The organism is Bacillus sp. CPT56D-587-MTF (assembly GCF_058792335.1).
In genome coordinates this window covers 3,340,816-3,365,890 of sequence record NZ_JBYTEF010000001.1, presented here as the reverse complement: position 1 = coordinate 3,365,890, position 25,075 = coordinate 3,340,816, and the positions used below count along the sequence as shown (strand labels likewise).

The following is a 25,075-nucleotide window of genomic DNA, read 5'->3' as shown; positions in this document are numbered from 1 at the left end:
TTAGGAGAAAGTGTATGAGTGCAAAGTATAAACAAATTGCAGATGTGTTAGAGCAAAACATTCGAGATGGGCTTTTTAATGAAACGAAAAAACTACCTACAGAAGAAGCGTTGATGAATCGATTTGAAGTAAGCCGTAATACGATACGTAAAGTAATTAGTCAGCTTGTGAATAGAGGTTATATTTTTCAAGTGCAAGGTAGTGGCATGTTTTTACGCGAAACTTCTGTAACAGATTACATTAATTTAGGAAGTTTACGTGGATTAACGAAAAATCTTGTTTCACAAAATATTGAAACGAAAGTGTTAGAGCTGGAAGTAATAGATGCGGACGAAGAGATAGCAAAGCGGATGCAATGCGAAGCTGGAACTAGGTTGTATTTTTTGAAGCGCTTAAGAATTGTAGATGCTAAACCATTCTCTATTGAAGTAAGTTATTTCAAAAAGGATATTATTCCATATTTGAACGAAGAAATAGCATTAAGCTCTGTATACAGTTATTTCATTGAAGATTTACGATTAAATATTGGTTTTGCTGATAAAGTTATTAGTTGTGAAAAAGTAAATAAAGAAAATGCACAGCTTTTAGAATTAAATGAAGGTGATCCGGCGCTTCTTATTGAAAATACAGTGTATCTTGTAAATGGAACAATTTTTGAGTTATCTCAGTCGATGTTTCATTATGAAAAGGCGAAACTTTTAAATCGAATTAATTTTAAATGAAAAATTATCGTGTGAAAAAAGCAACTGGTCCTAAGTGATCAGTTGCTTTTTATTTTTTAAGTGGATGAGCAAAAAAACATGAAAGTGGTTGGTCCGCTTTTTGTAAACATCTATTATGATAAGAGAAGAAAGGTAGTATGTTATCGACGTTTTAAAGAGGAAGGTTTTTATGTAAGTTCTTTAATTAAAATAGATGGGTCTTAGAGAGGTGAAAAGACAATGAGTTTTGCAATTTCACTAGTCGTTATTATTGTAATTGTATCGCTATTTGGGACTGTACTAGTTGCAAGAAACGTGGAGGAGAATTACGGTAAGTCTACAAAAAGAAATGTGAAAAACTTATCTGCAATCTATATTCTTCTTCTTTTTGTTCTACTGGCCGGGGTAACATGGTACGCGGTAATGATTTAATAGTTTGTAAAAGAACTGAAATGAGAGTATGAAGTTGGAATTTCAGAAGCTATTGAGTAATCAGAAAGAGAACCATTTTGGATATATCCATTTACGGATAAGAAAATGTGACTAATTAATACTATTTTTACGGTGAATACTGTTAGTGAAAAATGAGGATAGTTCGTTTTGAAAGGAGGAAACTAGATGGAATGGAAACCAAATCGTGCAGATAAGACACCTGTATATAAACAAATTGCGGATTATATTGAAAGAGGCATTTCTTCAGGTGAATTTCCTTCTGATAGTAAGTTACCTTCTGAGCGTATGTTAGCAAAGGAATTACAGGTGAACCGGAGTACAATAGTAGCTGCGTATGAAGAATTAAAATCACTTGGAGTAGTAGAACGGCAAAAGGGAAGCGGAACACGGGTCAATACAGACATATGGGGTGTCTCACATAAACGAATACCGAACTGGGGTAGGTACGTGGAGGATGGATCGTTCTTACCTAACGTACCACTCGTTCAACAAATTCGAACGGAAACACAAAAAGATGATTTAATTAATTTAGCAAGCGGTGAACTGTCACCAGAATTAATTCCAAGTGATAGATTTCGAACAATTTTGTCGGAGAAAACATTTATGGAAAACCTCGGTTATGATCATCCACTTGGAAATGAGATGTTGAGAAAAACAATTGCAGCACATGTTCAGCAATATAAACAAATTGAAGCAGATTCAAGCTCTATTCTTATTACGTCAGGAGCACAACAGGCGCTTAATCTTATCGTTCAATGTTTATTAAAACCTGGTGATGCGATCGCGATTGAAGATCCTTCTTATTGTTTTTCGCTTCCAATGTTTAAATCGGCCGGTTTGAACATATTTCATTTACCTGTTGATGAGCATGGAATGAATCCAGATGACTTAATCGATTTGCACAAAAAGCATCGCATTCGTATGGTGTTTTTGAATCCAGATTATCAGAATCCGACGGGGACTGTGCTTTCATTAGCGAGACGTAAAAAAATTTTAGAACTGTCTTCTGAGTTCGGTATACCAATTGTAGAAGATGATCCGTATAGTTTAATCTCTTTTAATGGAGAAGTGAACCCGACATTAAAATCAATGGACCAAAATGGAAATGTTCTTTATATAAGTTCATTATCAAAAATTGTTGCATCAGGATTACGTATTGGATGGATAATTGGTCCTACACGTGTAATTGAGCGTTTAGCAGATGCAAAGCAACAAGTTGATTTTGGCCATAGTGTATTTACGCAGTGGGTAGCAAATCAATTTTTAGAATCAAAGGATTTCCATAAACATATTACGATACTTCGTGGACAATTGAAGCAAAGAAGAGATGTATTAATTGCAGAGCTTGAAGGAACATTGGGAGACCGAGTTGAATGTTTCGTGCCAGAGGGTGGAATACATGTATGGTGTAAAGTGAAAGGAAAGTTTGATGAATATCACTTATTAGGTGAATCTATACAGAATGGTGTCGCATTTGTTCCGGGCAGTGTTTTAGGTTCGAAAAATGAATATATACGATTTACGTTTGGTAGAGCGAATATAGAACAAATTCAACTTGGAATTAAACGGTTTGCCGACACGCTAAATGAGATTTCATAATATGGATGTGTGATAGTGAAATGAGGGAAAGAAATGAAGTACGTGACGCTTTTACTTCAAGTAGGCGTGCTATATGTATTTAGCCTAGTGGGTACGTGGATTCAAGGAGTATTCCATCTATCAATGCCAGGAAGTTTAATAGGGATGTTAATACTGTTCCTGCTCCTTTCCACTCGCGTTTTACCGTTAAAATGGTTTGAGTTGGGTGCGGAAAAGTTAATCGTATTTTTACCGTTATTTTTAATCCCTTCGACAACAGGGCTCATGGAATACGGGTCTTTTCTTTTCAGTAAGGAGAGTATTATATTCCTTTTAGTAGTTGCAAGTACTGTAGTAACTTTGATTGTTTCAGGGTATATAAGTCAATTATTAATAACAACAAAAAAATAAAATCGACAAGGTGCACGATTCAAATGGTCTTAATTATTATTACTGTAGCAATTTATTTCTTGGCGACAAAGCTATATAAAAAATTTACGTTTGCATTTACGTTACCGGTGTTAACAGTTACGGCAATTATGATTTGTTTATTTTTCATTTTTGGTATTTCTCATCATGAGTATAGGGAAAATGGAGGAGACATTCTTTCAAGCTTATTGAGCCCTGCAATTGTAGCATTAGCCATACCTCTATTTAAAGAGCGAAAGATACTTATGAAAAATTTTTTATCGATACTTATTGGAGTAGTGATAGGTATAGTGGCTGTAACGAGTATGAATGTAGTGATTGGCGGAATTTTAAATATAGATAAGGAACTTATATTAACTACTTTACCACAGTTAGCAACGATGCCTATTGCCCTATCATTAGCGGATCAAATTGGTGGTATTCCATCTATGACTTCTAGTTTTGTAGTTGTTGCAGGAATAACAGGCGCTATTATCGGACCAACAGTACTTAAGTTTTTCAGTATAACAAGTACGATTGGAAAAGGAGTTGGAATGGGCTGTGCATCACATATTATCGGTGTGAGCCGTCTCGTGAAGGAAGGCGAGAAAGAGGCGACAATCGGTTCGGTAACGATGATTGTAACTGGAATACTCATTAGTATACTAATACCGTATGGAACGAAATTTATTTTTTAAATGTAATGGAGATGATAACAATGACAACATGGTTTATAGTTACATTATTTGTTTTTGGAGCTATTAAAGTATTAGTTTCTAGCATGCCCACTTCTGTTGTGGAATCAATTATTAGTAAATTTGAATTGCATCAAAAGCTTGAGGCGGAAAATACTTCTATATCGATAGATGGAAAAAATATAGAGGGAGAAATGAAACTACAAGTTATTCATGAATTTAATGAGGCTTTGTTTTTAGATAAACATTATTTCCCGCCGCACGGAGAAGGGACACCCATAGTCATTGATACGAAGAAAGGGAATAAAGAGATTAGATTTTCGCTATATAGCTATGAAGAACATGTTGATGTCATTAAGCAATATAAGAAGAAAGTCGTTGCCTATCGTTTACGCTCTAAAAGCCTTCAAACATTGGCACCATTAGCAATAACGGAAGAGTATGCTTAAGAAGGGACCTATAATGGTCTCTTTATTTTTTTATCCAATTATATACGTTCCAAATAAAAGAATGAAAAATCATATAACCAAATAAAGAATATGTATGGTTCCAATTCGCGTTATGTACAAATAAACCTAAACTTTCAGCAATCTGTTCAAAAAGGCTAGCACAAATACCGATTGAAATAATAAATAAAATTCTAGAAACGTTAGATAATTTTTTTGAAATGTGTATAAAGATAACTGTTAAAATCGGCAGTACGAACAATGTAAAAGCTATATTAACCGAAAATGTGGATGAGAAGGGCCTAGCCGGAAAGGAATATATTTGTTTATGAACAAAAAAGGCATCTAAGCAAGTTCCAATAATAGAAGAGAGAAAGATTGTAACTACTAATGCTAGAAACTCATTCTTCTTCTCGGAGGAGGACATTTTTCTTTGCGAGAATGGCGAGTTCAATTTTTTCGAGTGTTTTGCAGTAGTCTTCTGTAATTTGTCCATTTATATTTTCCTCCTTATCAACTAAGTAATTTACAACTTGCCAATCGGTAAACCAATCTTCACTGTCAACTTCTTCATGCTTCATATCTCGCCATGCATAGATGAGTGCAGGGCTGTATATGCGATAAGCGCCATTTCGTAACTGGCATTTCTTTATTCGGCGCTTATAAAACTCACGGGAAAAAGATTCATTTACACTTGAAAATAAATGGGGCCAGTAATCTTTCCTTGATCCTGTATGTGGATGGTGTTGAGCCCAGCTTATTATTTGAGATAAAACATGTGTATCTCGAAATAATAATGAGTACAATCTTTTTCCAATTAATATCCGTTCATGTAAGGAAGTGAAATGTTTCATTGTATCACCAAATAGTAATACTTTTTGTTTCTTATCATTTTCGTAGAATGGGAAAAGAATATGATTAAACTGAAAGAAATCAAAGAGTTTAAATCCAATACTATTTAGTACAGTCTTTTTAAATTGTACATTTTGAATCACTCTTTTTTCTAAGTAGTTTTGTTCATTAATAATAGTGGCAATCGCTAAAGTTTTTTTGTTACCTGTTTTCCAAAAATGGTGCCACATCGTTTCCATAAATGTAGAAACATTTAGGTGAGGGAGAAGGTGAAATAACTTTTGTGATCTCTTTACACTTTGTTCGTAAAGTAAAAATTGAGGGTATACATCTTGGAAAATAAGCCAATTCCCTTTTTCTAAAAAAGAAAAAAATATGAATTGATCTTTCTCTGATAAAATTCTCGTATATAAATCCCCCTTTAAATCAGTCATATTCCAACCGCCGTTACGTGATACCATATGTCCAAGCAGTGCCCAATGTATTTCTGGATATTGAATGTAAAATTGGTAGTATGCGCGTGTTCTTGTAACATTATTTTTATTTAGCTGTTCTGTTTGTATTTTTATTTTGTTGATGATGAGTTGCTCTTCTTTCGTTAATTTATACATGGTATCAGAAGGAATAAGTTTGCTTTTTTGTTTTAATTCATTTTTTACGTCGAATAGGGAGAGAGGCAGTGCTTTGGAAGGTCCGTTATATGTATGATTTGAATTGCTTCGGTCCATTCCGTTACCTCCCTTTTTCATAAATTTAAACATGATTATTGGCTATGAATCATTCTATTTATTTTATTACGAGTATAAGAAATAAATGAGCGGTGTTTTTTTACAAGGAATTTATTTATCATGCAAACAGTATGGAAAATCTTACTGTTGTGAGGTGAAATGAAAAACAGAAACTAAGTTTAATAGTTTCTGTTTTTTTATTTTGTCAATTAAATGTAACAAACGACGATTATGATTTGAATCAATTGAAAATAATTCAATAAATATTATTTAAATTGAGATGTTTCGTAGGAGGAAAAGGAATGTTAAATAAAATAATTTTAATTACTGGTGGTACAGGTTCGTGGGGGCATGAACTTATAAAACAACTATTAGAAAAATCACCGAAAGAAATTAGAGTTTTTTCAAGAAATGAAACGGTTCAGTTTGAAATGCAGCAACAGTTTATAAATGATCATAGGCTAAAATTTATTATTGGAGATATTCGTGATAAAGATCAACTAGTCTATGCATGCCAAGGTGTACATTATGTATTCCATCTTGCAGCTTTAAAACACGTTCCAGTATGTGAGTATTATCCTTATGAAGCTATAAAAACTAACATACATGGTACGCAAAATGTAATTGAAGCCTCTACACAGATGCAAGTTGAAAAAGTTATATATGTTTCAACGGATAAAGCAGCTGATCCATCAAATACGTATGGGATGACAAAAGCAATTGGTGAAAAATTAATGGTTCATGCGAATATACAAACGAAGAAAACAAAATTCATTTGTGTTCGTGGTGGAAATGTTTTAGGAACGAGTGGAAGTGTAGTACCGCTTTTTAAACAACAAATTAAAAGATCTTCAGAAGTAGGGATTACCGATGCGAATATGACTAGATTTTTCTTAACAGTTGAAGATGCTGTTGGATTGTTATTTAAAGCCGTATATCAAGGTAGAGGCGGGGAAATCTTTGTTATGAAAATGCCGGCATGTAAAATAACAGATTTAGCGGAAATATTAATTGAAGATTCAAAAAAAGAAAATATTAAGGTGAAAGAGGTAGGGATAAGACCGGGTGAAAAATTAAGTGAAATGCTTCTATCTGAGGTAGAGAGTAAAACAAGTATAAGTTTTGATCAAAATTATTTTGTGGTACTACCGACGATTCCTATCGAAGGACTTCAAGAATATTATTCTAGCTATCCGCTAGTGGATGTGAAGAGTTTTAGTTCTCAACAAGATTTACTTGCAAAACATGAGGTGAAACAAATGCTATTAAAAGGAGGGTTTTTGCGATGAAAAAAAATGCGAGCCTTTTAATAACTGGTGCAAATGGTTTCACAGGCCGCCATGCTTGCCACTATTTTTTAGAGCAGGGCTTTCATGTAATTCCTATGTTTCAAAATCGTGCACATAGAGAAAAAATTAGAAATGGTATTACGTGTAATTTAACTAATAAGAGCGAAGTAATGAAGGTAATGAAACAAATAAAGCCAGACTACGTATTGCATTTAGCGGGAAGGAATTCGGTTATAGAATCTTGGACAGCTGCTCTTGAGTATATAGAGATTAATGTAATAGGAACGTTATATTTATTAGAAGCAATTAAGCAAGAAGCCTCGCATTGTAGAACATTAGTTATAGGATCTGCTTTGCAAGCAGATAGTATGAACGAAATGAAAATTTCAAATCCATATAGTTTAAGTAAAACGATGCAAGTCATTATTGCAGAGGCTTGGGGAGGATTAATGGATTCAAATATTATCATTGCAAAGCCCTCAAACTTAATTGGTCCAGGGGTATCGAATGGTATTTGTTCGATTCTCGCAAAGAAAATAATAGATATAGAATCAGGTAGAAGTAAGGCTATTATCGAAGTAAACAGTTTGAAAGATAGTAGAGATTTTCTAGATGTACGTGATGCGGTCAAAGCGTATCATGTGTTATTACGAGATGGAATAAGTGGAAAACAATATAATATCGGATCAGGAGTAAAACGATCTTTATTAGATGTACTAGAACAATATAAAGAATTAACACAGCTAAATTTTTTTATAGAGGAAACAGAGAAAAGTGGGAGCGACTCAAATGAGAGTTTAGCAACAGAGGAAATAAAAAATTTAGGTTGGATCCCAGAAATTGAATTTCATCAATCATTAAAAGATGTACTTGAGTATGCGAAGTGTAGTGACATCTGCATGCAATGAAAAACAAAAAAGGGTGTAAGAAATATATGAATGGTTATGAAGTAATAGATAATCAAAATACGCTATTTCTTTCAATTGTTGATACGCTGGACTGGAGAGATGAAGAAGCGCATGTATTGCTTATTTATGAGGCAATACATAAATATCAAGCGTATGTAGAAGAAAAAAGGGTTAATCGAATAAAGTCAGCATTAGAGACGGAAACTAGATATGTGATTCAAATCTTTGCTCAATACGAGTGTAGTGAGTATGGAAATGATTTTTATGAACTCATTAACGATCTTTTACAAGATATAGAGGTGGAGTTAAAGATTTATATAAAAAATAATAAGTTTATTTACATTTAAAAGGTAAAGAGAAAGCTAGATTTTTAATAATAAAGGTGGGTATAAGTTATGAGCAAAACGATTCTTTTTACTGGGGGCGGTACAGCCGGACACGTTATGATTAATATTGTATTAATTCCTAAATTTATAGAGAAAGGCTGGAGAGTCGAGTATATTGGATCCAAAAATGGAATTGAAAAATCATTAGTGCAAAATGTTAAATACAATAGTGTTTCAACGGGAAAGCTTAGGAGATATTGGGATTGGGATAATTTTAAAGATCCTTTTAAAATTATACGCGGTTGTTTACAAAGTTATAATTTAATTAAGAAAACAAAGCCTGACGTTATCTTTTCAGCAGGAGGATTTGTTTCAGTTCCTGTAGCTATAGGAGCATGGTTAAATCGTGTGCCTATAATTATACGTGAACCAGATAGCACATTAGGGCTTGCCAATAAAATAGCATTACCTTTTGCTACAAAGCTATGCACAACATTTCCTCAGACAGGAGAAAATGTAAGTAATGAGAAGAAGGTTTATGTAGGACCAATTGTAAGGGTAGAAATTGAGAAGGGTAACGTATTACGAGGAAGAAGATATTGTGAATTTCAGCAAGATAAACCAGTATTATTAATTATGGGTGGGAGTCAAGGTGCTAAGTGGATAAATGATATGGTAAGGGAATGTTTAGATACAATACTATTAAACTTTAATATTATTCATATATGTGGTAAAGGGAAGGTAGACCCATCTATTGGCATGGAGGGATATATGCAATTTGAATATATAGGCGACGAGTTGCCGCATATACTAAATATGGCAAGTGTTGTAGTTTCTAGAGCGGGTTCTACTGCTATTTCTGAATTGTTATTTTTGAAGAAACCGATGTTGCTGATCCCGTTAACTAACAGTTCCAGTAGGGGAGATCAAGTTTTAAATGCTGAATATTTTTCACGGCAAGGATATGCGGAAGTTATACTCCAAGACAGAGTAAGTACGAATACATTTATACATGCAGTAAATAAGTTGTATACAAATAAGGAGAAATATATTCAAAACATGAATGGATATAAGAAAACAAATGATGAGGGAATTCATCAAATAATAGATATAATAAATGAAGTGGTGAAGTAATAGAAATGTAAATAGAAAAACAAAAGGAAAGAAGGTATCTTCTTTCCTTTTCAGAGTGTTGGGAAACCCTTTAGGGTTCCCAACACTCTGGAATCTTTTTTGATTTTAGCGAATAAAAACAACATAAAATAATAGAATTTTAAAAAATAGCCCTCCACCTGACCCTTTTTGGTCAGGTGGAGGGCTATTTTTTTCATGTTTTGACAAGCTGCGGTGAGATAAGCTTGCATTTGGACAGACTTCAGCCCTCGAAACCGGGCATAGCGGTAGCCATGTAGTTCTTTGGCGTCTGCAAAGCTTCGCTCTATAGTGGAACAGCGTACTTTATACAACCTTTTCCCTGTAGCTGTTAGCTTGTTTTTTCTAGCAATATCCTTATATTTCTCCCACACATGATGAGTGATAACTTTTTGTTTTTGTTTCTTTGAAAAGCACACCTCACGTAACGGACAAACAGCGCAGTCTTCTGGATTCGATTTGTATTGACGGTATCCTTCACGATCAGTTGTTACATATTCTAGAATACATCCCATCGGACAAGCGAAAACATTCATTTCTTCTACATATTTAAATTGGCTTTTCGGTACTTCTTTATTCCGTTTTCCAAATCGGCGATACCCCATCACCATAAATATATTCCGTTCTGATAGTTTCTTACAGATATATCCTGTAAAATAGCCAGCATCAAGGGCAACAGCTTCTACTTTGAAGTCGAATTTATCAATCTGAGCTTGGAGGCGTGCTAAATACGGCTCGGAATCTGCCATATTTCCAGCCGTTACATAGGTATCTGTAATAATATTGTACTTCGCATCAGTCGTACGATGATCCAAGAAATGAAAACCATTTGGTTTTCCATCTCTCATTAAAAATCCACTATCTGGATCCGTTGTACTTATACGAGTTTTTTTGGTAGGGGTATCACTTTCCTTTCTAGGTTTTAATTCTTTTTTCCATGTACCTCACGATCTTCGATTACCGCAGCTTCTAGCTCGTCTATATAAAACTTTGCTTTTTCTTTTTTATATTTATGTACAAATTTATTTTTATTGGCATTGGCCTTAATATGTGTAGAATCTGTCATCAGTGCACGTCCTCCTACCATCCGGTGCTCCGTCGCTTGTCTCACAATCTCATCAAAAATTTCTTCGAAAATATTTGTATGAATAAAACGAGTACGACGATTCCAACTGATTGTAGAGTGATCCGGAATAGTATCCGATAGAGAAAACCCTAAAAACCAACGGTAGGCAATATTCGTTTTAATTTCCTTTTCCAATTGACGCTCAGAACGAATACCGTAAAAATATCCAATAAACATCATCTTAAATAAAACAATAGGATGAATGGACGGGCGTCCATTGTTTTCACAGTAATAAGGGCGTAACTTCTCTTCAATAAAATCAAAACTAATTGTCGCTTCAATTGCACGAAGGAAATGATCTTGTGGAACCAACTCTTCTACAGAAACAGATACACGCTCATCACGATGATTTTTTAAAGCACCCATCATAAAAAATCTCTCCTTTTCCTCTTTTTTATCAGTGTTGACACATAAAAAGAGGTTCAGACACAAAAACAGGCTGTGGAGAAGACTTTCTCCACAGCCTGAAAAGGAAAGAAGGTATCTTCTTTCCTTTTTGCTATATTTGTTCTAATTAGTTATGTACTATGGGTGAATGCCGTTTTCTAATAGCTCAGTAAATGCATGAATATGAATAGGTTTACTGTAATAATAACCTTGAATAAACTGACATTTATTTTTTTGAAGGAAATTTACGTGCTCTTTCGTTTCTACACCTTCAGCAATGACAGACATTCCTAATGTATTTGCTAATGTGATGATCGTTTTAATAATTTCCATTCCATCATCACATGTTTCAGACATTGTAATAAATTCTCTCGGGATTTTTAACGTATCAATTGGATACAAAGGTAAGTAGGCTAGCGAAGAATAACCTGTACCAAAATCGTCGATAGAAATGTGAATCCCTAAACTTTTTAGTGTACGCAGTTTTATCAATGTTTCTCGCTCATCCATCATTGCAATTCGCTCTGTTAATTCAAGATCAAGAGAGCTTGCTGGTAAACCTGTATTTGTTAAAGTAGAAGAAATAGATTTTACAAAATCCTCTTGTTCAAATTCCTTAGCAGATAAATTTACACCTATTTTTAAATGTGAATATCCGAGTGCGTGCCAACGTTTCATTTGTTTACAAGCCTGCTCTAATGTCCATTTACCTATTGAAATAATTTGTAGTGTTTCTTCTGCAATCGGAATAAACTCGTATGGAGAAATAATACCTAATTCAGGATGATTCCACCTAATTAAAGCTTCTGCACCGATAATTTTATTAGATTCACTATCAACTTGAGGTTGATACAAAAGGAACAATTCTTCATTTTGTAGTGCGTTTGGTAAATCTTTTTCTAATCGCAATCGTCTTTCAATTTTTTTAGCGATTACATCGTCATAAATAGATACAGAGTTAAGTTCTTTTGCTTTTGCATCATACATTGCAACATTAGCGTTTTTCAGAAGTGTAGCGGTATCGATTCCGGAATGTGGATAAATAGCGATGCCGATACTCAGTGATAAAGTTAATTTATGCTCATGTATGATAAATGACTTTTTCATGCATTTAAATAATTGGTTACATAATTGGAATAAGTAATCTTCGTCAGTATAGTTTTCAATTATGATTGTAAATTCATCGCCACCGATTCTTGAAAGATGAGTATGTGATGGAAGACATGATTGGAAGCGCTTTGCTACTTCTTCTAATATGTAGTCTCCTGATGAATGTCCAAGTGTATCGTTAATTGCTTTAAAGCGATCTAAATCTAAATATAATAATGCAAACTCGCTTTCTGTTATTTCAGCATTTTTTATAACTCTCTTTAATTTCTTATGGAAAAAGGCACGGTTACCAATTTTCGTTACAGTGTCATGGAATGCTAAATATTTTATTTCTTCTTGCTGTTTTTTTAGTGCAGTAATATCTTTCACCATAATATAGCTTCCTGAAATTTGTCCGTCTATTATAATAGGAATGATTGTAACGTATAAAAAATAAGTAAAGCCATCTTTATATTGAGAACTAAGTTGTAAGGATGCCGATTCTTGTTGTTTCACTTTCTCTAACGCCAATGCTAGCTTATGCTTATCTTCATCTAAAATAATCGAAAAACAAGTTTCACCGAGTAACTCATCTGTTGGTGCTCCAAGTAGTACACTCCCAGCCTTATTTACATTTAAGAATATTCCATTTAAATCAATGGTGAAAATAGGGTCAGGATGATATTCATATAATGATTTAAACTTTTGCTGTTTTTGAGAAAGAGCCTCTGATTTATGAACTAAATCAGAAGTCCGTAAAGTAACTTTTCCTTCTAGTTGGGCATTAAATGCCTGCAAACGTTTTGTTAAGGAATTGTTTTGCATACGTACGATAGAATGACGAATGAGTACGAAAATAAAAGTAATACAATTTCCTGTAATGAGAGTTGAAGATGATGTTTGTTCTTTTAATGTAAACCCGATTAGTATTGCAACAGCAAGATAGGGAAATACAACTAAAGCTTTTTTTCCTATTATAGGGTTTACAAGGAAATAATTTTTATGGCTATTATGATCTTCTGAAATAGAGCCAGCTATTGCAATAAGTACTATAGGTATTCTATATAAAAGACGTAATAATATTATCGTTTCAGTTGATAAGTGGTTATTTAAGTAAAAATAAATATAGTTAAAAGTTGCAGAACTTATTAATACAAAAATAAAGATATAAATTTTCCGTTTGGAATTAAAAATTGTTGGACGGAAAAAGAGACTAACACCTAGCAGTAGAAATAATAAATCTGCAATTGGGTATAAAAATGAAAGGAAAACATCTCCTAGTGAAAGAGCGAATATATTTAAATTTGGTTGATTAAATAAATACCATTCTAATGTAAATATGGAAGTAAGCACTATGCATATATCACAAATAAAGAACGCTTTTTCCCATTTATTGCATTCCTTTAAGATTTTATAGCAGAAAGCGATAAGACAGAAAAATAGAAAAAACATGTAAAATACATCAGAAACCGTAAAACGATGTATTGGAATTTCGAAGAAGCTATCTTGATATGTATATACTATTTTCCCTAATAAAAAACTACCAATTGCTATTGTAATACATATCCAAAACGGATTTGAACTGACTTTTTTAGAATATATAGAGTAAATCAGTGATACAAATGTAATGGCTTCAACGACAAGTGAAGCGAAGCGTACATCTGAATTTGAAAAATGAGTAGGGAACAGATAGAAAAACATAAAATAGATTGAATAGCATATTAATGTTCCGATTAATATACATAATTGTAAATTTTTATTTAATTTCAATGAAATCACCTTCTTTAATTATGCACTATGTTCGTTATATCTATACATAATAATATTATTTAAGAATTGTATCAGATTTCCTTATAAAAATCATGTTTATAAGGAAAGTGTTAAAGAGTGTAAGTATTCTTAAGGTTGAAAAAATATTACGGTTGATAGTATAGACTGTATCAAGACTTTAAATAGAAATTGTATATTTAGTCATCCTTTGAATTGTAAAGTTTTTTTAGTGATTTGTAAGTGGAGATGCAAAATTGCATATAAAATGATGAGTATCTTTTTTTGGTGAGCTTTTTATTTTTAATCTGAAGATTAATATTTGTGAAAATGTTGAGAAAAGATATAAAATAAGAACGTGTATTCTTACAGAGTGGAATAGTATTGCCACTAAATAGGGAGGCTTTTTTATGATATATCGAATTAAAGATGCAGAAATATACTATGAAATTGTGGGAGAGGGTAAACCGGTCATTATCATACATGGCTGCGCCCCTGACCATAGGTTAATGATGAAATGTATGGAATCAGTATTTCAGAAATATGAAGGTTATAAGCGAATATATATTGATTTACCTGGAATGGGAAAATCGAATGCTCCAAATTGGATAAATAGTTCAGATCGTATAGTAGAAGTGCTTATCACATTTATTGAGGAAATCATTTCTACTGAAAAATTTTTATTGGTAGGAGAATCATATGGAGGCTATTTAGCCAAAGGTATACTTGCAAAGATGTTTGAGAGAGTTAGCGGATTACTATTAGTATGTCCTGTTGTTGTAGCGGAGCCAGAAAAAAGGATTCTTCCAGATAAACAGGTAATTGTACAAGATGAGGAATTTTTAAATACGCTCACTTCCACAGAAAGAGAGGAGTTTTGTGAGTTAGCTGTAATAGCAAATGAATATACATATAAGCGATTTAAAGAAGAAATTAAGCCTGGGTTAGATGTTGCTAATTATGAATTTATTGAAAGGTTGCAAAAGAATTACTCTCTTACTATGGATTTTCAGCATGAAAAATATGAAAATCCCGTTCTTTTACTGACTGGAAGACAAGATATATCAGTAGGTTATCAAAATATTATAGAAATTATTGAAGAATATCCAAGGGCAACATTAGCAGTGTTAGATATGGCAGGGCATAATTTGCAAATTGAGCAGCCTGAATTATTTGAGAGTTTAGTAGGAGAATGGATTAGACGAACAAATCAGCACAGTTTATAAAGTATTTTAGTATTACCCCTAAGTGTTGAAATGGGATAAATGAACGTGATTTATTAACTTATCTTGCTATTTGCCGGGCAGCCCGATTAGTGAGGGCTGATTAAAGTTTCACTTTATAAAAAATTTTAAGGAGAAATTATGAGCACATATATTTATATGGTTAGACACGGTGAATCACCAAAACTAGAAGGAAATGAAAGAATGCGTGGATTAACTGAGAGGGGACATATGGATGCCCGTAGAGTAACTGACATATTAAAAGCGGAGAGGATTGATACTTTTATTTCCAGTCCTTATAATCGGGCTATGCTAACGATAGAGGAGTCAGCTAATTTCCATGAAAAAGAAATAGTAGTATATGAAAATCTTAAAGAGTGTATGTTTTCAAGTGAGGATCAGGTTATATCAGACAAAGAGGTGTATCCACTTGTACAGAAGATGTTCTCTAATCCGGACTTTGCACGAACGCAAGGAGAGTCATATGCAGATTGCCAGAGAAGAGTAGTGAAAGTATTAAAAGAAATCTTAATGGATTTTCGAGGATGCAAAATTGTAATTGGTACACATGGGCTTGTCATGACATTAATGATGAACTATTTTGATAAACAATATGGTTTTGAATTTTTAATGAATACGTCAAAACCGGATATATATAAGATGGAATTTAAAGAAGAACAATTAATGAATGTAGAGAGATTATGGAAAGCTGAATAAAATTAGTTGCATGGATTTTGTTGTAAAAGTTACTTTTATAGCAAAGTCTTTTTTTGAATAGAAAGCATCTTTATCAACTATTGTTAGAATGTTAAATAAATAAGTAATTATTCAGTCTTTGAATAAATTATGGAGAAATTGGTTTAGGGAAACAATTTTAAATGTGTCAAAATTCCAAACGTTGGATTTATATTCAATAGGAGAAAAAGATGTAGAATTTTGTCTTACAGTCCCCGTTTACTTTTCATTTCATTACATATAGGCTTTGTGGTGTAAGGGAGGACATTGCCTTTACGTAAAATCTATAAGGAGGTCATTGTAATGAAACAGATTAAAAAGTTTGCGGGAGTTGCTTTAGCGGGGACGATTGGATTAAGTGGATTACTGTTTTTAGAACCAAGTGTAAGCGTTGCGGAAGCACAGCAAGTGAAGGTAGAAAATTTCAATGCAATTGATGTAACGATGAATCTAAATGAATTGTATGTATTAAGTGGCAGAAGCATTGATATTCTTTCTGGAGATAAAGAAGCAATTCAGTTAAATAAATACACAATTAGTTTTAATAAACCTGGGAAGTATGTGATTAAAGTAAATGGCTGTATTTATGATGATGTATATACTTTTATTGTAAATGAGTAGTATATATTCTTAAATTGCGAGCTAAAAACAGAAACACCCTATTTGCGATGAGAGTCGTAAATAGGGTGAATTTATTTGTATTAAGCTGTACTTTAAATATGTTCACTAATTTTCTTTTTGTTATGTAAAAGTGTTAACAATGTAAATGAAATATACATCTTCACAGTCAAAAAAGTTAAAATATTTCGTTTTAAGGATTATAATGGAGGGAGGAACATAAAAGGGAGTGAATGAACTTGAAACAAGAACTTATTGAAAGATTTACGAGATATGTAAAAATTGATACGCAATCAAATGAAGAAAGTCATACAGTACCAACAACACCAGGACAAATTGAGTTTGGTAAGTTATTAGTGGAAGAGCTAAAAGAAATTGGTTTAACAGAAGTAACGATGGATGATAATGGCTATGTAATGGCAACACTTCCAGCTAATACGGACAAGGATGTTCCTGTAATCGGATTTTTAGCCCATTTAGATACGGCAACAGACTTTACAGGGAAAAACGTCAAACCACAAATTCATGAAAATTTTGATGGTAATGCAATTACGTTAAATGAAGAGCTAAATGTTGTGTTAACACCAGAGCAGTTCCCGGAATTACCATCATATAAAGGACATACCATTATTACAACTGATGGTACAACACTTCTAGGAGCAGATGATAAAGCTGGTCTTACAGAAATTATGGTTGCAATGAACCATTTAATACATAATCCACAAATTAAGCACGGGAAAATAAGAGTAGCATTTACACCGGATGAAGAAATTGGTCGTGGGCCAGCGCATTTTGATGTAGAAGCGTTTGGTGCATCATTCGCTTATACGATGGATGGAGGTCCATTAGGTGGTTTAGAGTATGAAAGTTTTAATGCTGCAGGTGCTAAGTTAACGTTTAACGGAACGAATACACATCCTGGAACAGCAAAAAATAAAATGCGCAATGCTCCTAAACTTGCTATGGAGTTTAATGGGTATTTACCAGTAGAAGATGCGCCAGAATATACAGAAGGCTATGAAGGATTCTATCATTTACTTTCTTTAAATGGTGATGTTGAGCAAAGTAAAGCATATTATATTATTCGAGACTTTGATCGTGAAAATTTTGAGGCACGTAAAAATAACGTTAAAAATATTGTGAAGACTATGCAAGAAAAATATGGCGAAGATGCAGTCGTTTTAGAAATGAATGATCAATACTATAACATGCTTGAAAAAATTGAACCGGTAAGAGAAATTGTTGATATTGCATATGAAGCAATGAAAAGTTTAGACATTGAACCAAATATTCATCCGATTCGCGGAGGCACAGATGGATCACAATTATCATATATGGGATTACCGACGCCGAATATTTTCACTGGTGGTGAAAACTATCACGGTAAATTTGAGTATGTTTCGGTAGATACTATGGAAAAAGCCGTTCAAGTTATTGTGGAAATTGCAAGACGTTTTGAGGAGCAAGCTTAAAAAAGAACCAAGTAGTACGAATGTGCTACTTGGTTCTTTTAATATAGTACTCGCCACAAATAAAAAGTCGCATAAGACTCCCAATTAGCCCAGTTTGCCGCGAAATCTTTTATTTCATTTTTTGTTGGTTTATTTTCGGAACCTGTTATAAATTTAATTGCATTATGCAGACCAACATCATCAATTGGAAAAGCCGAAGGAAATCTTAAACAACGCATTAAAACATAGTTGGCAGTCCATGGTCCTATACCATGGATAGCAGTTAATTGTTTCTCAGCAACCTTTACATCTTGTGTTTGCAGTAAATCCTCTTTTGATAATTTTCTCTCTGTAATAAGCTTCGCAATACCGATTAAATATTCACATTTTCTAGTCGTCATTTTTAATTGTTGAAGATTTTCTACATGTAGATTTGCAATTGTTTCAGGTGATGGGAATATCCAATGTTTTCTATCGTCCCATTCTACATAACTTCCAAATTGCTCAACTAATCTCCTTTTTAGTGTATAAGCATATGTTAAGTTAATTTGTTGATCGATAATTCCCCAGGAAAGTGCCTCAAATAAGTCTGGAATGCCTAAAGTACGAAGGCCATAATATTGTTCAATTGGTCCTTGAAGGAGTAAATCATGTTTAGCTAATGTATAAAATGGGGCTAAATCAGTAGTTAAATCAAACCATTCTTTTACATAGTTAACTACAGCTTCACGTATCGATTTTTCAGATGTATATGGTTCTTCTAAACAACGTATTTGAATATTCCCATCTGTATTCACACTAATTTCAACTAAAGGATTTACATCTTGAACAGGGATAACTTTATAAATTTTGTTATCTTCAATATGGAACATACATTCATTGTTAGAGCGTGATAGATAACGTAAATTTTCTTGGAAACAAAATTCTTTTGGAACTGCTATAGATAATACGCTATTATATTCTGCTGTCATATGAATTCCACCTGCAACTTTTCTAATGTAAGCAATTTTTTCTTCATTTCTAATCCACCCCTAAATCCGGTTAGTTTCCCATTCTTCCCAATAACGCGGTGACAAGGAATGGTAATAAGAAGAGGGTTAGCAGCAATAGCAGAAGCAACGGCGCGCACAGCTTTAGGTTTTTGAATTCTTTCAGCAATTTCTGTATAAGAATATGTCTTTCCATAAGGAATTTCACGTACCGTATTCCAAACAGATAATTGAAAATTAGTTCCATAAGCATCGATAGGAAATGTAAAAGTTTCTCGCTTGTTTTCTAAATACTCGATAACTTCTTGCGTATATATTTGCAAGTAACCTGGACTATGGGTCAATATATGTTGGGGCAGTTTTTTTCTAGCCCATATATTTAATTCTTCAAAGTTTTCGTCTTGTGATCCAATGAAACATAGTCCATTTTCAGTTGCAGCAATATGAAATCGCCAATTTTTATGTGTAAGTAGCGTCCAATATATATAATTATTTTTGTAGGAATTCATTATCGTATCCCTCTTTCATTTCGTTCTTTTTTCGATATTCAGTAGGAGTAAATCCGGTTTTCTTTTTAAATAAAGTTGCGAAATACTCTGGGTTTTCTATCCCGACAGCAGTACTAATTTCTTTAATAGATTGATTTGTGTGTAAAAGGTATTCGGTTGCTTTAAGAACCCTGAATTGTTGTATATATTCTATAGGAGTTAACCCTATTATTCTTTTGAAAGTACGTTGTAAATGAAAAGGGCTACCGTGACACATTTCCGCAAGCATGTCGAGAGTTAAGGATTCGTCATAATGCTTTTCGATATAGTCTTTAATTTGTTCTACCCACTCTTCATTAGGTAAAGTGATCCCATTTGGCTTACAACGTTTGCACGGGCGAAAGTTCTCACTTAATGCTTGCTCTGCATGATGAAAAATTCGTACATTGTTTCTATTCGGTATTCTTGATTTGCATGATGGTCTGCAAAAGATTCCAGTTGATTTCACAGCATAAAAGAATTTGCTATCATAGGAAGAATCATTATGAATAATTGCTTGCCAATACTCATTTGTTAATGTAACTCCTTCATTGTGCATAGAACATCACCTCTGAAATTAGTATAACCTGAATAAAGTGCGTATGTATGTATTCATAAATGTAAGAGCAAGATTACAAAGGTGAAAATATGATTGTTTTCTATTTTGTGATAGCATGAAATTTGGAAATAAACATCAAGAGGAGGACTATAAATGAAGTTAATTTCATGGAATGTAAATGGTTTGCGAGCTGTTATCGCAAAAGGTGGATTTTTGGAATATCTTGAGGAATCAAGTGCTGACATATTTTGTCTACAAGAGATTAAATTACAAGAAGGGCAAATTGATTTAAATTTAGAGGGATATTATACATACTGGAATTATGCTGTGAAAAAAGGATATTCAGGAACTGCTATTTTTTCGAAAAAAGAACCGCTTTCAGTTACATATGGTTTAGGCATTGAAGAGCATGATCAAGAAGGGCGACTTATTACTTTAGAATTCGAAGATTTTTACATGATAACGTTATATACACCAAATTCAAAACGTGGATTAGAACGATTAGATTACAGAATGAAATGGGAAGATGATTTCAGGTCCTATATCAAACGATTAGATGAGAAGAAACCAGTTATTTTTTGTGGAGACTTAAATGTTGCTCATAAAGAAATCGATTTGAAAAATCCGAAAAGTAATCGTGAAAATCCTGGATTCTCTGATGAGGAACGAGAGAAATTTTCATGTATTTTAGAAGAAGGATTTATTGATACATATCGTTACCTTTATCCTAATCAAGAAGGTGCATACTCGTGGTGGTCGTATCGTATGGGCGCGAGAGCGAAAAATATCGGATGGCGTTTAGATTATTTTGTTGTTTCGGAAAGAATGAAAGACCAAATAACAGAAGCGAAAATTAATAGTGAAGTAATGGGGTCAGACCATTGTCCAGTTGAATTACATATAAATTTCTAAAAAAAAGAAGTATCTCCCTAATATTAGGGAGATACTTCTTTTTTTAATTCAGTTTGTTAAAATTTTTCAAATCATTCTTGAAATAATTTCATATTAAATATATACTTAGTAACGATAATCATTATCAGTGAAAATGATTATCAAGTGATGAAGGCGTAAAAGAATTATAGTCTAGGGGAAGTGAACGGGAATGAGTTCTGGATAAAATTATTAATCTAATGAAATATATATATGGGACAAGGTTCATATAGTTAAATTTTATTGAGAATATAGTTTGAAAATTCGAGAGGAGACATATAAAGATGAACAAGAAATTATTTACTTTAGGAATGGTTACAGTTTTAAGTGTAGGTTTAGCGGCATGTAATAGTGCGGATAAAACTTCAGGCGAGCAAAAACAACAGACAAAAGCTACGGAAACGAAAAAAGATGAAAAAAGAAAAATCACATATTTAGGTAAAGAGTATACAGTGCCAGCAAAAGTAGATAAAATTGCGACAGCTAGTTTAGAGTCAATGGAAGATGCGGCAGTACTTGGAATTAAACCAGTTGGTGCCATTACTGTAGGTGGTAAATTACCAAAATATCTTGAAAAAGAGTTAGAAGGTGCTAAATCTGTTGGTGAGAAAATGCAACCCAATTTCGAAACATTACTACAATTAAAACCAGATGTTATTACATCGAGTACGAAATTCCCAGCAGAAACAGCTGAAAAGTTTACGAAAGTAGCTCCTACATTCCCGGTATCACACGTTTCAACAAATTGGGAAGATAACTTAAAGTTAATGGGAGAATTAACTGGTAAAAAAGATAAAGCAGAAAAAATTATTAAGGATTACAATTCGGACGCTGAAAAAGCAAAAGCAAAACTAGGAGATAAGTTAAAAGATAAAAAAGTACTTGTCATAAGACTAAGAGCAAATGAATTATTCCTATATCCAGAAGGAGTATACTTCAACCCTGTAATTTATAAAGATCTTGGACTAACTGCTCCAGAACAATTGAAAACTGTAAAAGCACAAGAGAAAATTTCATTTGAAAAACTTGCTGAACTTAACCCAGATTATATTTTCTTACAATATGAGGCAAGTGAAAATAAAAACCCGAAAGTGTTAGAAGAAATTGAAAGTAATCCAATTTGGCAAAGTATGAATGCTGCGAAGGAAAAGAAAGTATTTGTAAATGTTGTAGATCCAATGGCACAAGGTGGTACAGCTTGGAGTAAAACAGCATTCTTAAAAGAAGCCGTGAAAAATTTATCTAAATAATACAATAAGTAAGGTGCGTTGAATGATATGCAGAAAACAAATGCAGTACCAGTAACTATATTATGTATAGCACCCATACTCATCTTATTTACAATTATACTTTCGATTTTGTATGGGGCAAAAAGTATTGACGCTGAAACAGTGTGGAACGCATTATTTCATTTTGATTCAAGCGATGTAAATCATAATATTATTATTACTTCACGTTTACCAAGGGTAGTTGCAGCTCTTTTAGTCGGAGCATTTCTAGCCATATCAGGAGCACTTATGCAGGGGATGACAAGAAACTATCTTGCATCCCCTTCTATTATGGGTGTGACGGATGGCGCTGCCTTTGTTATTACACTTAGCATGATTTTTCTTCCGGGAATGTCATCAATTGGTATGGTTGTATGTTCAATGATTGGTTCTGCACTAGGAGCCGGTATCGTGTTTGGTTTTGGTTCGCTCCTTCAAAATGGCTTATCACCAGTTAGGTTAGCGATTATAGGAACAGTTATTGGAACATTTTTAAGTAGTGTATCGGCTGCAATGGCTTCGTATTTCCAAATTTCTCAAAATGTTAGTTTTTGGTTTAATGCAAAGTTAGATCAAGTAGATCCTAATATCATTAAAATCACGATACCGTTTGGGATAATTGGAATAATTTTAGCATTGTTAATATCAAAATCTATTACCATTCTTTCATTAGGCGAAGAGGTTTCTATTAATTTAGGGCAACGTACAAAACTAGTTAAAGCGATGGCAATTTTATCGGTAATTTTCTTAACAGGAACAGCAGTTGCTTTAGTGGGGAAAGTTGGTTTTGTAGGTTTAATTATTCCGCACATTACGCGCTTTATAATTGGGGTAGATTATAAGTGGATTTTGCCATGTGCAGGTGTTATTGGTGGCGTTTTCTTAGCGTTATGTGACGTTTTGAGTAGATTTGTAAACTATCCATTTGAAACACCTATTGGAGTCGTTACCTCTTTAATTGGAATTCCTTTCTTCCTTTATTTAATCCGTACTAGAGGAGGAGAGAGACATGCTTAAAAGTTCAAGTCAACGTTTCGGAATGACGATGGGGATTATTATATTTTTAATACTATGTGCTATTTATATTAGTTTAACAAATGGTACGTTCGACATTACGATTACAGATGTATTTAAAACACTGTTTAGAATTGATCCAGTACCAGAACATGATTTAGTTATTTTTGAGTTTCGCCTTCCGCGCATCGTAATTGCTGGATTAGTAGGATTAGGCCTTGGTGTTGCGGGTGCCGTTATTCAAGGGATTACGAGAAATGGGTTGGCGGACCCAGGTATTTTAGGCGTAAATGCCGGAGCAGGAACAGCGATTGTCATTTTTATGTTTTTCTTTCAAGGGCAATTAAAAAGCACAGACTGGGTTTCTATTATGATGATGCCAATGTTTGGTTTAGTAGGCGGATTAGGTGCAGCTATCATCATTTATCTGTTTTCTTGGAAAAACGGTAAATTAGATTCGCAGCGACTTTTATTAACAGGGATTGCAATTGGATCAGGATTTGGAGCCTTTTCTATGTACTTATCACTCAAAATGAAGTCAACTGATTTTGAAATGGCCGCAGTGTGGGTGTCTGGAAGCATATATAGTGCAAACTGGAAGTATATTGTGGCTATGTTACCATGGCTTATTATCTTAATTCCGCTTATACAAAAGAAAGCTTATTTATTAGATTTATTTCAATTGGAAGAAACGAGTATTACAAGTTTAGGTGTTTCAGTAGAAAGAGAGAAATCGATTTTACTACTAAGTAGTATCGGGCTTGTGAGCGCATGTGTTGCTGTTTCAGGGAGTATCGGTTTTATTGGCTTAATGGCACCGCATATAGCGAAAAGGCTTGTCGGTATTCAACATAAGTATATAATTCCTACGTGCGGCGTAATCGGAATGTTTCTTGTAATTGCTTCAGACTTTATTGCGAAAACAGTTTTTACACCTGTAGAGCTACCAGTTGGAATCGTTATTTCTATTGTCGGTGTACCGTATTTCTTATATTTACTTTATAAGGCGAAAGCGTAAGAGGAGGAATAAAAGTGAGTATTTTAAGTGCAAAAAATTTAGAAACAAGTTATGAAAAGCTTACAGTGTTTCGCGATTTAAATGTGGAAATACAAGAAGGAAAAGTAACGACAATTATAGGTCCAAACGGTTGCGGTAAATCGACATTGTTAAAAACAATGGGAAGAATTTTAAAACAAAAAAGCGGTAAAGTATATTTGCAAGGACAGGATTTACATACAATTCCAACGAAAGAAATTGCGAAGCAGTTAGCTTTACTCCCGCAAACTCCAATTGCACCAGGTGAGCTTAAAGTGGAAGAATTAATTTCTTATGGACGCTATCCACATCGAAATAACGTAAATAAGTTAACGACAAAAGATAAAGAAATGATTGATTGGGCATTAGATATAACGAAAACTTCTGAATTTCGAACGAGACAAATTGCAAATTTATCAGGTGGTCAAAGACAAAAGGTATGGCTAGCGATGGCATTAGCACAAGAGACAGAAGTGTTGCTATTAGATGAGCCAACTACATACCTTGATATGTCTCATCAATTAGATGTATTACAAATTGTGGAGAAGTTAAATAAAGAACATAATTGTACGGTTGTTATGGTATTACATGATATTAACCATGCATCAAGGTTTTCAGATGAAATTATTGCAATGAAGGAAGGCGAAATTGTTACAACTGGTAGCCCAGAAGAAATCATTACAAATGAAGTGTTAAAAGAAGTATTTCATATTGATGCGCGTGTCATGATTGATCCGTATAACGGGGCTCCTGTTTGTTTCGGTTATGATAGCGTTGTATCTCAAGAAGAAAAAATCGAAATATATGTAACAAGTTAAAA

Annotated in this window: 25 protein-coding genes and 1 pseudogene; 19 read left to right on the top strand and 7 right to left on the bottom strand. The window is 33.5% G+C overall.

The genetic code is table 11. The features are described from left to right. Positions 1–14 precede the first annotated feature (14 nt). The 6 genes from AC3WVZ_RS17320 to AC3WVZ_RS17295 all read left to right on the top strand — a co-directional run bounded on the left by AC3WVZ_RS17320 (position 15) and on the right by AC3WVZ_RS17295 (position 4,284). Entirely contained in the window at positions 15–722 is a 708-nt protein-coding gene (locus AC3WVZ_RS17320) for a GntR family transcriptional regulator (RefSeq protein WP_001274912.1), read from the top strand. Between the two features lie 219 nt (positions 723–941). Next, positions 942–1,133 carry a hypothetical protein gene (locus tag AC3WVZ_RS17315; RefSeq protein WP_000006458.1) on the top strand — a complete coding sequence of 64 codons (192 nt, stop codon included), beginning with the start codon at positions 942–944 and terminating at the stop codon, positions 1,131–1,133. A 186-nt stretch (positions 1,134–1,319) separates the two neighbouring features. Further along, positions 1,320–2,753 (top strand): MocR-like pyridoxine biosynthesis transcription factor PdxR, encoded by a 1,434-nt coding sequence (gene pdxR / locus AC3WVZ_RS17310; RefSeq protein WP_000454965.1) that lies wholly within the window; start codon positions 1,320–1,322, stop codon positions 2,751–2,753. 33 nt (positions 2,754–2,786) lie between these two features. After that, positions 2,787–3,143 (top strand): CidA/LrgA family holin-like protein, encoded by a 357-nt coding sequence (locus tag AC3WVZ_RS17305; RefSeq protein WP_000878488.1) that lies wholly within the window; start codon positions 2,787–2,789, stop codon positions 3,141–3,143. A gap of 23 nt (positions 3,144–3,166) precedes the next feature. Next, positions 3,167–3,838: an LrgB family protein gene (locus tag AC3WVZ_RS17300; RefSeq protein WP_000242939.1), complete on the top strand. Its 672-nt coding sequence runs from the start codon at positions 3,167–3,169 to the stop codon at positions 3,836–3,838. Positions 3,839–3,858: 20 nt separating this feature from the next. Then, entirely contained in the window at positions 3,859–4,284 is a 426-nt protein-coding gene (locus tag AC3WVZ_RS17295; protein ID WP_000214634.1) for a YfmQ family protein, read from the top strand. 22 nt (positions 4,285–4,306) lie between these two features. Here AC3WVZ_RS17295 and AC3WVZ_RS17290 read toward each other — a convergent pair whose 3' ends face one another. After that, positions 4,307–4,708: a CBO0543 family protein gene (locus AC3WVZ_RS17290; protein ID WP_033666325.1), complete on the bottom strand. Its 402-nt coding sequence runs from the start codon at positions 4,706–4,708 to the stop codon at positions 4,307–4,309. After that, positions 4,683–5,861: a DUF2515 domain-containing protein gene (locus tag AC3WVZ_RS17285; RefSeq protein ID WP_000376159.1), complete on the bottom strand. Its 1,179-nt coding sequence runs from the start codon at positions 5,859–5,861 to the stop codon at positions 4,683–4,685. Before AC3WVZ_RS17285 ends, AC3WVZ_RS17290 begins: the two co-directional genes overlap by 26 nt. A gap of 302 nt (positions 5,862–6,163) precedes the next feature. On the opposite strand from AC3WVZ_RS17285, the gene AC3WVZ_RS17280 reads away from it, so the two are divergent. From AC3WVZ_RS17280 to murG, 4 genes are read left to right on the top strand one after another with little or no spacing between them, the layout of a single operon-like run. Continuing rightward, positions 6,164–7,150, top strand: coding sequence for a UDP-N-acetylglucosamine 4,6-dehydratase family protein (locus AC3WVZ_RS17280; protein ID WP_000932614.1), 987 nt, complete (start codon positions 6,164–6,166; stop codon positions 7,148–7,150). Further along, positions 7,147–8,058 (top strand): SDR family oxidoreductase, encoded by a 912-nt coding sequence (locus AC3WVZ_RS17275; RefSeq protein ID WP_000739080.1) that lies wholly within the window; start codon positions 7,147–7,149, stop codon positions 8,056–8,058. The genes AC3WVZ_RS17280 and AC3WVZ_RS17275 overlap by 4 nt, the downstream gene beginning before the upstream one ends. Then, positions 8,055–8,405, top strand: coding sequence for a DUF6572 domain-containing protein (locus AC3WVZ_RS17270; RefSeq protein ID WP_002164458.1), 351 nt, complete (start codon positions 8,055–8,057; stop codon positions 8,403–8,405). The genes AC3WVZ_RS17275 and AC3WVZ_RS17270 overlap by 4 nt, the downstream gene beginning before the upstream one ends. A gap of 48 nt (positions 8,406–8,453) precedes the next feature. Continuing rightward, positions 8,454–9,518 (top strand): undecaprenyldiphospho-muramoylpentapeptide beta-N-acetylglucosaminyltransferase, encoded by a 1,065-nt coding sequence (murG, locus tag AC3WVZ_RS17265; RefSeq protein WP_000047551.1) that lies wholly within the window; start codon positions 8,454–8,456, stop codon positions 9,516–9,518. 143 nt (positions 9,519–9,661) lie between these two features. Here the strand turns inward: murG and AC3WVZ_RS17260 are convergent. Then, positions 9,662–11,031 (bottom strand): annotated as a pseudogene (locus AC3WVZ_RS17260) (IS1182-like element ISBth7 family transposase); the annotation flags it as partial. A 156-nt stretch (positions 11,032–11,187) separates the two neighbouring features. Continuing rightward, positions 11,188–13,908, bottom strand: coding sequence for a sensor domain-containing protein (locus AC3WVZ_RS17255; RefSeq protein ID WP_233935198.1), 2,721 nt, complete (start codon positions 13,906–13,908; stop codon positions 11,188–11,190). 407 nt (positions 13,909–14,315) lie between these two features. Between AC3WVZ_RS17255 and AC3WVZ_RS17250 the strand changes: the two genes are divergently transcribed. The 4 genes from AC3WVZ_RS17250 to pepT all read left to right on the top strand — a co-directional run bounded on the left by AC3WVZ_RS17250 (position 14,316) and on the right by pepT (position 17,953). Beyond that, entirely contained in the window at positions 14,316–15,131 is an 816-nt protein-coding gene (locus AC3WVZ_RS17250) for an alpha/beta fold hydrolase (RefSeq protein ID WP_000640334.1), read from the top strand. A 138-nt stretch (positions 15,132–15,269) separates the two neighbouring features. Beyond that, entirely contained in the window at positions 15,270–15,845 is a 576-nt protein-coding gene (locus AC3WVZ_RS17245; RefSeq protein WP_065382185.1) for a histidine phosphatase family protein, read from the top strand. Positions 15,846–16,166: 321 nt separating this feature from the next. Further along, entirely contained in the window at positions 16,167–16,484 is a 318-nt protein-coding gene (locus tag AC3WVZ_RS17240) for a hypothetical protein (RefSeq protein ID WP_065212063.1), read from the top strand. A gap of 236 nt (positions 16,485–16,720) precedes the next feature. Next, positions 16,721–17,953: a peptidase T gene (pepT, locus tag AC3WVZ_RS17235; RefSeq protein WP_233935196.1), complete on the top strand. Its 1,233-nt coding sequence runs from the start codon at positions 16,721–16,723 to the stop codon at positions 17,951–17,953. Positions 17,954–17,991: 38 nt separating this feature from the next. On the opposite strand, the gene AC3WVZ_RS17230 is transcribed toward pepT, so the two are convergent. The 3 genes from AC3WVZ_RS17230 to AC3WVZ_RS17220 are packed head-to-tail and all read right to left on the bottom strand — an operon-like array spanning position 17,992 to position 20,007. Continuing rightward, the gene (locus AC3WVZ_RS17230; protein ID WP_233935195.1) at positions 17,992–18,903 is read right to left on the bottom strand and encodes a DNA-3-methyladenine glycosylase 2; all 912 of its coding nucleotides are present in this window, start codon (positions 18,901–18,903) and stop codon (positions 17,992–17,994) included. After that, entirely contained in the window at positions 18,900–19,430 is a 531-nt protein-coding gene (locus AC3WVZ_RS17225; RefSeq protein WP_001089842.1) for a methylated-DNA--[protein]-cysteine S-methyltransferase, read from the bottom strand. The genes AC3WVZ_RS17230 and AC3WVZ_RS17225 overlap by 4 nt, the downstream gene beginning before the upstream one ends. Next, on the bottom strand, positions 19,411–20,007 hold the full coding sequence (locus AC3WVZ_RS17220) for a bifunctional transcriptional activator/DNA repair enzyme AdaA (protein ID WP_000551322.1): 597 nt from the start codon (positions 20,005–20,007) through the stop codon (positions 19,411–19,413). The genes AC3WVZ_RS17225 and AC3WVZ_RS17220 overlap by 20 nt, the downstream gene beginning before the upstream one ends. A gap of 153 nt (positions 20,008–20,160) precedes the next feature. On the opposite strand from AC3WVZ_RS17220, the gene AC3WVZ_RS17215 reads away from it, so the two are divergent. From AC3WVZ_RS17215 to AC3WVZ_RS17195, 5 genes are all read left to right on the top strand, one after another. Next, positions 20,161–20,919 (top strand): exodeoxyribonuclease III, encoded by a 759-nt coding sequence (locus AC3WVZ_RS17215; protein WP_000767620.1) that lies wholly within the window; start codon positions 20,161–20,163, stop codon positions 20,917–20,919. A gap of 302 nt (positions 20,920–21,221) precedes the next feature. Then, complete coding sequence (locus tag AC3WVZ_RS17210) at positions 21,222–22,187, top strand: iron-hydroxamate ABC transporter substrate-binding protein (protein ID WP_001035506.1); 966 nt, start codon at positions 21,222–21,224, stop codon at positions 22,185–22,187. A gap of 27 nt (positions 22,188–22,214) precedes the next feature. Beyond that, positions 22,215–23,222 (top strand): FecCD family ABC transporter permease, encoded by a 1,008-nt coding sequence (locus tag AC3WVZ_RS17205; protein ID WP_001173042.1) that lies wholly within the window; start codon positions 22,215–22,217, stop codon positions 23,220–23,222. Further along, positions 23,215–24,237, top strand: a complete 1,023-nt coding sequence (locus AC3WVZ_RS17200) for a FecCD family ABC transporter permease (protein WP_000920450.1) — start codon at positions 23,215–23,217, stop codon at positions 24,235–24,237. The genes AC3WVZ_RS17205 and AC3WVZ_RS17200 overlap by 8 nt, the downstream gene beginning before the upstream one ends. A gap of 14 nt (positions 24,238–24,251) precedes the next feature. Next, complete coding sequence (locus tag AC3WVZ_RS17195; RefSeq protein WP_000025766.1) at positions 24,252–25,073, top strand: ABC transporter ATP-binding protein; 822 nt, start codon at positions 24,252–24,254, stop codon at positions 25,071–25,073. Positions 25,074–25,075: the final 2 nt, after the last annotated feature.